Below are 5,514 nucleotides of genomic sequence, written 5' to 3'. Positions count from 1 at the left end.
TGATATAAGATCCGAAACCCATGGCCGCCATATAAAGACCGATGGTAACGGAATACTGCTGACGGACCCCATAAACAAACCTTTGAGGGGCCCTAAGCCACGACTTCCCATAACAATTAAATCGGCATTATTCTTCTTAGCTACCGAAAGAATAGCCGGTCCGGGCGAGCCGACTTCGAAGGCTTCCCCCACCGTTACCGAATCGGGAATGTTCGCCGTAACGGCATCCAGAATCTTCTTTCCTTCTTCTTCCATATCTAAGGCTACCTGCTCGGTTACATAACCGCTGGCATTAGGAATCTGATCGAAATTGGAAATAACGGATACGATGTTGGCTACGTATACCAATGTTAAGGACGCTCCTACGGTAGAGGCGATTGTAACAGCATGTTCAACTGCGCGCTTCGAGTTATCCGAACCGTCGACGGGAACAACAATTGTTCTATAATCTTTCATATTAGACCCCTCCTATGAATTCTACTTGTATTATAACAATTCGCCGTCAAAAACAAAATTCCTTCTTTTATTTTTAAAATTATAATTTTAGTCTCTATGCCCTATATGCAAAAATAGTACATTTTCATATAATATTATGATACAATATTTTAGAAGATATTAAAATAAAATTTATTTTTTATGGAAAGGCGGTTCTTATGAACAGGTTTTTAAAATTTCTTTTATCATTGTCAACCGTCGCAATGACAACCATCTTGCCTATTGCGGCTAATGACGGGCACGAGGCGGTTGCCGCCGTACTGCCGGCGTGGAGTGTTATTCCTTTTATCGGTATGCTCTTGTCTATCGCTGTCATCCCGTTAACACACCCCCATTGGTGGGAAAAGAATATGCATGTGGCGGCAGGCATCTGGTCTCTCGTTTTTATCATTCCTTTTGCTTTTGCCTACGGTTTCAGCGAAGCCTGGTTCCGTCTCCTTGAATCCATGCTCCTCGACTACGTGCCGTTTATCGTACTGCTTTTCGGACTCTTTGTGGCTGCCAGCGGCATTGCCGTAAGAGGCACCTTGCCGGGAACGCCGAAGGTTAATATGCTCATTCTCTTCATCGGTACGATGTTAGCCAGCTGGATCGGTACTACCGGTGCAGCTATGGTCATGATTCGTCCGTTAATTCGTGCCAACAAGTGGAGAAAGAAAGCGGCTCATGTTATCGTCTTCTTCATCTTCCTCGTAGCCAATATCGGCGGCTGTCTTACCCCTCTCGGCGATCCGCCTCTTTTCATGGGGTTCCAACGCGGAGTCCCCTTCACCTGGACCTTCCATTTGGCACCCTTTTTACTACTGAACATGATTATCCTATTTGCAGCCTTCTACTTTATTGACAGCTACTTCTGTAAAAAAGAGTTGGCCGAAGGCCGTTCCCCCTTGGACGAACTGTCTGAATCCGAAAAGGAACCCATCCGGATTGAAGGGCTGCATAATCTCATCTTTATCGGCATGATTATCGTCGGAGTTATTGCCAACGGTCTTTTACCGAAGGAATTCGCCTTCTTTGCCGATAATGCGGGAATTCCCGTATACGATGAAATCGTCTTTCCCTATGCTACCATAGTGGAAATCATCATTATTTTAGTAGCAGCTTTTCTTTCCCTGAAGACGACGAAAGAGTCGATCCACGAATTGAACGAGTTCTCTCACGCACCAATCATTGAAGTAGCAACCCTATTCTTGGGGATTTTTATCACCATGATTCCGGCGCTCATTTTCTTAAAGGTTCACGGTGCCCAATTGGGTATTCACGACCCGTGGCAGCTCTTCTGGGCCACAGGGTTCCTTTCGTCCTTTTTGGACAATACGCCTACCTACTTGGTCTTCTTACAGACAGCCGGTGCTATCGGCTCGACGACGGGCATTCACACATCCGTCGGCACTGTTTCACAAATCATGCTGGAAGCCATCTCGGCCGGTGCCGTGTTCATGGGCGCCAACACCTATATCGGCAATGCCCCCAACTTTATGGTTAAGTCCATTGCTGAAGAAAACGGCATTAAAATGCCCAGCTTCTTCGGCTACATGGGGTGGTCTATAGCTATCCTCATTCCCACCTTCATTATCGACATGGTCGTATTCTTCTTATAAGCAAATACTCAACTGTAAAAAGCGAGGAATCGGAATCTCGATTCCTCGCTTTTATTCTCTATCGCCACTTATGAACGGCATCCATATAATAATCCAGTATAACAGGCTGCGTAACAGCGTTTATTTCTACATCACCGGCTATTTCATCTTTTCCGAAAACAAACATTTTATTCATAACGTCATCCGTTAAGAAGCGTGTATTTACGGCTCGAACGGGATGAATAATTGCCAAAGAGTGTTTGCTAGCCAAATTGAATCCCCAATCACCGAAAGACGGTACTTGTAAATGATAAGGGTAGACATAAAAACCTTCCGATTCAAGAGTTTTATGAATACTCCAAAACGTCTTAGTCGCATAATAGGGACTCGTCGATTGCACCACCATAACACCGTTTTCCCCCAGGGCCTTGTAGCAAAGGCGATAAAAGATGTTGCTGTACAACTTGACAAGAGTCGCATTATTTGGGTCCGGTAAGTCTATGACAATGACATCGTATATATGATTCGTCTGTTCCAAAAACTTAAAGGCATCATCATTAATAATCGTAACCCGCGGATCCGTTAAAGAGTGTTCATTAAGCTTCGTCAAGACGGGGTTGGTAGAAGCCAAGTCGGTTATAGCCTTATCCAAGTCTACCAACGTAATCTCTACGCCTTCATACTTTAAAAGCTCGCGAGCTGCCAAGCCGTCTCCGCCTCCGAGTATCAAAACACGTTGCGGATTTTGTACCTGTGCCATAGGCACATGAATCAACGCTTCATGATATCGGTATTCATCGCTCGAGGAAAACTGTAAATTTCCGTCAATAAACAGCCGCACATCATCTTTATGACGAGTAACGACAATTTTTTGGTACTCCGTCTGCGTGGAAAAAATAATGGTATCACGATACAAGCCGCCTTCAACATATTTGGAAATATTCCCTGCAAAAGCCACGCCTGTAAACAACCCGATCGTCAGCATGATGACAACAGACCGCCAAATCCGACGCAATCTCAATTTTCGATAATGGGCTCCAATGACGATTCCCGCCGCAGCCACATTCAAAACCCCACACAAAAAAGCCGTCGCCAAATACCCTAAATGCGGCAAAAATAAAAGAGGAAAGACGACGGAACCGGCCAATCCGCCCATATAGTCAAAGGCAAATACAGATGACAGGGTATGTCGTAAATCTCCCCGCTCCACTTCCAAAATTCGTGCCAACAAGGGAATTTCCATACCTACAAGTATGCCGATTCCGATAATAAAGGCATACATCACGACCTGATAGGCTTCCAAGTACAAATTAGCCAAAAAAATAAAGGTCGCACTAAGTCCTCCTATAATACCGATAATCACCTCAATACCGATAAACCAGTCATATAAATTACGGCGAATATATTTACTGATATAAGATCCGAAACCCATGGCCGCCATATAAAGACCGATGGTAACGGAATACTGCCACACCGTATCACCGGATATGTATGAACTGATAGCGCCTATGATCAATTCATAGCACAGAGAGCACCCTGATATGATAAAAGCTGTAAGCAGCAACAGGCGTTCCGACTTCATCACTGAATGGCCCCGGCTACGACAAGTGCCAAACCTACAAAAATACCGAAGGTAACAATACCTGCCGCTACATTACCGCTCATAATTTCTTTAGACAATGAATACTTACGCTGAAAGGCACTGATAAAGAAAAAGCCCATAAGAAAAACGGCTATTCCTATGACGGCATAAATAAGACTGAACATAATGCCGTGTAAAAGAAATTCTTCTACTTCTGCCGCTGTCGGTGATTGAATGGCTGTCCGAACAATCTCTCCCATGCCGATAAACGAACCGGCACAGACCCAGGCAACAGCACTATTCCCTCTTTTTATTTCCGTCGGAAAGTCACCGGGAATAAACTGATCGATAATCATATTCCCGACAATCATCAAAATAATTCCCAAGAAGGAGAATATCAATACATTCACAATATCCGCAATATAAGGCATAAGTTCCTCCCGTATACATAGAAATATTTCCGAACTTTTTATTTTCCCACACTCGTACCTCCATGGGATCCGGTCCGACTGCTCACGCTGTTTCGACGCACGCTGGATGCATATTGATTGTACGGCGAATAAGTGGTATGCGATGATCCCGGTGTGTAAGAGGCGTATGAAGACGTTCCTCCGTAACGCCCGCGATCTCGGTCATATCCATTACGCCAGTAAGCATAGCGATAAAAGCCGTATGAATGGGTGGTACTGTGATAGCCGCCGTCATCCGTGTTGTTGTAAGCCGCTTCCCGACTTTCAACGCGAAGCAATACCGTCCCTTCCGTCGATATATATACGGTAATAAACTCGTTATCCGTCAAAATCGTTACAGTCTGTGTAGGAACACCGGTCGTTCGCACCAAATCCGCCAATTCCTCATCAGCTTGGCTATCCATATTTTCCAGTGCCGTATCGCCGTCTTGAGTAACTTCCGAAATCTTACCGTCTACGCCCTTAATGATATCCTGTACAGTCGCATCCAAATCTTTGTCGGACTGATAAATATCGGACTTAGTATTATTGGCATCCGTGACGGAAGTGACATATGTATAAGTCCCCGGCTTATCCTTTACATATTCGGCTACCGTATAAGGATATCCGAAGAAGTCCCGTATATCGTGTCGCATAGAATAACCCATATACAAAAGAATACAAATCCCTACGACGAAAAACAAGAATATTCCGGTCTTAATAAGGCGTCTACGGAGCATTTGGCGTTTAATAAAGTCGGTCAACTCCGCATTTTTCTCAATCCGCACAACCTTTTCATCTATATACCGACCGCGCGAATATTCCGTGCAATCTTCCCACTTTTCTATAGAAAAGAACATCCCTTTATTATTCCGGTAGTTTTTATAATCGGCTTCGTCACCACGTTCTACATCGTCGGACCCGTATATATCCCAAACGTCGGTAACACGCTTCCTACCACTGTCAACAAGACGCATGCCGTCGGGAATTATGCCTGTTGAAACAACTCGCGACAACTGATACTCGCGATTTTCGTACCCACGACTGCCGTCATCCTTACTGAGCCAATATTCCGTATCGGTACGATGCTCTATGAGGAGATGCTCAACCCATGAGTAGCCCTCCTTATTTTCATATGCAATTGTCCCTAAAACCGTATATAAATCGTTTTCGATACGCAGTGTATCGCCGTATTTAAAGTTCATGTCACACTCGCAATCGGAAAAATTTTATATTTATTGTTTCTCTTACGAACGTCTACCGATATAGTCAAACACCCTTTTCAAAATCATCTTACACTAACCCTTCAGCCTTTTCAATACACCCGTTCTTACTGCCTTGAATTCCGTCACAATCCTTGTTTACAACGAAAAAGTCGGACGACCGAGGTGACCTCGTTCGTCCGACT

Annotated in this window: 5 protein-coding genes; 1 reads left to right on the top strand and 4 read right to left on the bottom strand. The window is 44.4% G+C overall.

The window, feature by feature from the left end; genetic code table 11:
• Positions 1 to 456 (bottom strand): universal stress protein (locus tag PGX78_RS05910; RefSeq protein ID WP_270445866.1); only part of this gene is annotated, 456 nt, incomplete at its 3' end.
• A 197-nt stretch (positions 457 to 653) separates the two neighbouring features.
• Here PGX78_RS05910 and PGX78_RS05905 point away from each other — a divergent pair.
• The gene (locus tag PGX78_RS05905; protein WP_270445865.1) at positions 654 to 2,096 is read left to right on the top strand and encodes a sodium:proton antiporter; all 1,443 of its coding nucleotides are present in this window, start codon (positions 654 to 656) and stop codon (positions 2,094 to 2,096) included.
• A 58-nt stretch (positions 2,097 to 2,154) separates the two neighbouring features.
• Here PGX78_RS05905 and PGX78_RS05900 read toward each other — a convergent pair whose 3' ends face one another.
• The 3 genes from PGX78_RS05900 to PGX78_RS05890 are packed head-to-tail and all read right to left on the bottom strand — an operon-like array spanning position 2,155 to position 5,311.
• A complete protein-coding gene (locus PGX78_RS05900) occupies positions 2,155 to 3,657 on the bottom strand; it encodes a polyamine aminopropyltransferase (RefSeq protein ID WP_270445867.1) in 1,503 nt (500 codons plus the stop codon).
• The gene (locus tag PGX78_RS05895; protein WP_270445864.1) at positions 3,657 to 4,088 is read right to left on the bottom strand and encodes a DUF350 domain-containing protein; all 432 of its coding nucleotides are present in this window, start codon (positions 4,086 to 4,088) and stop codon (positions 3,657 to 3,659) included. The genes PGX78_RS05900 and PGX78_RS05895 overlap by 1 nt, the downstream gene beginning before the upstream one ends.
• Positions 4,089 to 4,126: 38 nt before the next feature.
• Entirely contained in the window at positions 4,127 to 5,311 is a 1,185-nt protein-coding gene (locus PGX78_RS05890; RefSeq protein WP_270445863.1) for a DUF4178 domain-containing protein, read from the bottom strand.
• Between the last annotated feature and the right edge of the window lie 203 nt (positions 5,312 to 5,514).

The sequence above is a fragment of the Megasphaera sp. AF13-6AC genome (assembly GCF_027685385.1).
Classification (GTDB): domain Bacteria; phylum Bacillota; class Negativicutes; order Veillonellales; family Megasphaeraceae; genus Megasphaera; species Megasphaera micronuciformis.
This window is presented reverse-complemented; position numbering and strand designations above follow the sequence as displayed.

Excerpts from the sequence above, each read along its gene's own strand:
- PGX78_RS05890 (WP_270445863.1), bottom strand. The coding sequence starts at position 5,311 with ATGAACTTTAAATACGGCGATACACTGCGTATCGAAAACGATTTATAT.
- PGX78_RS05895 (WP_270445864.1), bottom strand. The coding sequence starts at position 4,088 with ATGCCTTATATTGCGGATATTGTGAATGTATTGATATTCTCCTTCTTG.
- PGX78_RS05905 (WP_270445865.1), top strand. The coding sequence starts at position 654 with ATGAACAGGTTTTTAAAATTTCTTTTATCATTGTCAACCGTCGCAATG.
- PGX78_RS05900 (WP_270445867.1), bottom strand. The coding sequence starts at position 3,657 with ATGAAGTCGGAACGCCTGTTGCTGCTTACAGCTTTTATCATATCAGGG.